Annotated in this window: 2 protein-coding genes; both read left to right on the top strand. The window is 67.5% G+C overall.

Translation table 11 applies throughout. The features are described 5' to 3' along the window. Positions 1 to 244: 244 nt before the first annotated feature. Positions 245 to 1,768, top strand: a complete 1,524-nt coding sequence (gene istA, locus ACG02S_RS26155; protein ID WP_394473433.1) for an IS21 family transposase — start codon at positions 245 to 247, stop codon at positions 1,766 to 1,768. Between the two features lie 47 nt (positions 1,769 to 1,815). After that, positions 1,816 to 2,595 carry an IS21-like element helper ATPase IstB gene (istB, locus tag ACG02S_RS26150; protein WP_394473432.1) on the top strand — a complete coding sequence of 260 codons (780 nt, stop codon included), beginning with the start codon at positions 1,816 to 1,818 and terminating at the stop codon, positions 2,593 to 2,595. Positions 2,596 to 2,768 lie beyond the last annotated feature (173 nt).

The following is a 2,768-nucleotide window of genomic DNA, read 5'->3' as shown; positions in this document are numbered from 1 at the left end:
TGCGTATTTCGGCCCAACGTGACCGCCGATTTCGGCATCGTGACCGGTGATTTCGGTCATCGTGACCGACACCCCATTTCGGCTCATCGTGACCGACCGTTTCGGCATCGTGACCGCCCATTTCGGCGATCGTGACCGCCGTGACGGCGCCCCGTAAGGGCCGCGCCGGTTGTGCCGGCAGTGCTGCGTAGAGAACGCAACCCGGGCCTCCTACCCTCGACGGCTTTTGCCATCGAGCCGCGGAATGCCCAAGCAACGAATCTCTCTACGCATGATCAAAGATGTCATCCGCCTGAAGTGGCACGCGAAGCTCTCACACGAGCAGGTCGCCACGGCCTTGAAGATCTCCAAGGGCGCTGTCGCCAAGTACGTCAGCCTGGCCACCGCCGCCGGCCTGGACTGGACCACCGTCCAGGACTGGAGCGAGCAGCAGCTATCGACCGCCCTGCAGCCACGCTCCACCGCAGCCCTTCCCATCGTCGTGCCCGACTGGGCCCGCATCCACCGCGAGCTCGACCGCAAGGGCATGACGCTGATGCTGCTGTGGCAGGAATATGTGGCCGCCAACCCGCAGGGCCGCACCTGGCGATACACGCAGTTCTGCGAGCACTACAAGGCCTTCGCCGCCACGCTCAAGCGTTCGATGCGCCAGCACCGGCGTGCCGGCGAGAAGATGTTCATCGACTACGCCGGCTCGACGGTGCCGCTCAGTGATGGCGCCCGCGCCCAGGTCTTCGTCTCGGCCATGGCCGCCTCTAGCTGTGTGTTCGCCTGCGCCACGCCGGCGCAGCGCCTGGAAGACTGGATCGCCGGCATGGTGCGCGCGCTGCACTTCTACGGCGGCGTGCCGCAACTCGTAGTGCCGGACAACGCGACGGCCGTGATCGCGTCGGCCGACCGCTACGAGCCGCGCGCCAACGACACGGTGCTGGACTTCGCCCGCCACTACGGTACCTCGGTCCTCCCCGCACGCCCGCGTTCCCCAAAGGACAAAGCCACCGCAGAAAGTTCGGTCCAAGTCGTGGGTCGCTGGGTGCTGGCGCGGCTGCGCCACCACCGCTTCGACACCGTCGCGCAGGTCGATGCGGCCATCGCCGAGCTGCTGCCCAGCGTGAACGACCGCCCGTTCCAGAAGCTGCCCGGCAGCCGCTCCAGCGTGTTCGCAGAGCTGGACAAGCCGGCACTGATGCCGCTGCCGGCTCAAGCCTACGAACTCGCGCGCTTCAAGACTGTGAAGGTCCACATCGACTACCACATAGAGGTCGACGGCCATCGCTACAGCGTGCCCCATCCACTGGTGGGCCAGGTGCTGGAGGCGCGGCTCACCCAGCACGGTGTGGAGCTGCTGCTGCGCGGGCAGCGGGTGGCCGCCCATGCGCGCAGCAGCCTTCGCGGCAAGTTCACCACCGTCGATGCCCACATGCCGGCCGCGCACCGGGCGCACTTGGAATGGACGCCTCAGCGCTTGATCGAGTGGGGCCGGCAGATCGGCATGGCCTGCGGCGAGCTCGTCACCCGGCTGCTGCAGACCTACAAGCATCCGGAGCACGGCTACCGCTCGTGCCTGGGGCTGCTGAGCCTGTCACGCACCTACGGCCGTGAGCGCTTGGAAGCGGCGTGCGAGCGGGCCTTGGCGCTGGGGACCGTGCGCTACCGGCATGTGCGTGATCTGCTGGCCAACAACCGGGACCTCGTCGCACAGGAGAGCGCTGCCGAGTGGACCAGCCCGGCGCACGCCAATGTGCGTGGCCCGGACTACTACCAATGACGCGCTCCGCTCGAACACCCGCCGCCCAACACCGAACCCTGACGCCCATGCTCAACAACGCCACCATCGCCCAACTGCGCGCCCTCAAGCTCCAAGGCTTCGCCGACGCACTCCAACAGCAACACGACCAAGGCGACTGCCTGGGCTTGTCCTTCGAAGAACGGCTGGCCCTGCTGGTTGAGCGCGAGGTGTACGCCCGGGGCGACCGCAAGCGCACCCGGCTGCTGCAGCGTGCGCAGCTCAAGTACCCCAGCGCCACCCTCGAGGACGCGAGCTTCGAGGGCATCCGCGGCATCGATCGCTCAGCGTTGATGAGCCTGGCGCTGTCGACGTGGATCGAGCGCGGCGAGACGATCTGCTTCGCCGGCGCCACAGGCCTGGGCAAGACTTGGCTGGCCTGTGCGCTGGCGCAGTACGCGTGCCGGCAGGGGCGCTCGGCGCTGTACTTGCGTGTGCCGCGCCTGGGCGAAGAGCTGCGCATCTTGCACGGCGCGGGCAGCTTCCGGCGTTGGCTGCAGGCGCTGGCCAAGATTGACGTCCTGGTGCTGGACGACTGGGGAACTGGGCCCATCGACGCGGCCCTGCGTGCCGACCTGTTGGAGATGATCGATGACCGCTCGGCCCAGCGCGCCACCATCATCACGCACCAACTCCCGATCGAGCACTGGCACGCTTGGCTCGGCGACCCGACCGTCGCTGACGCCATCCTGGACCGGCTGATGCAGCACTGCCGGCGCTTCAGCCTTGAAGGGGAGTCGCGTCGGACGGGGCGCGCTGGACGCGCGCAAACCAAACCCAGCAAGACAGATCCGGAGGCCCAACCATGACCTGATCAGCCGCCCAAACCCTAAACTCGAACCTCTTCGCAGCACCCGCCGCCGGCCCGGCGGTCACGATCGCCGAAACGGGCGGTCACGATACCGAAACGACCTCGCCGACGCCCTTCATCGGCGTCGGTCACGATGACCGAAATGACCGGTCACGTTCGCCGAAATACGCA

Source organism: Pelomonas dachongensis (assembly GCF_043555865.1).
In the GTDB taxonomy this organism is placed as follows: domain Bacteria; phylum Pseudomonadota; class Gammaproteobacteria; order Burkholderiales; family Burkholderiaceae_C; genus Pelomonas; species Pelomonas dachongensis.
Note: the sequence above shows the minus strand (reverse complement) of the source record. Positions and strands in the feature narration are given on the sequence as shown.

Coding starts and splice junctions, on each gene's coding strand:
- istA (WP_394473433.1), top strand. CDS start 245: ATGCCCAAGCAACGAATCTCTCTACGCATGATCAAAGATGTCATCCGC.
- istB (WP_394473432.1), top strand. CDS start 1,816: ATGCTCAACAACGCCACCATCGCCCAACTGCGCGCCCTCAAGCTCCAA.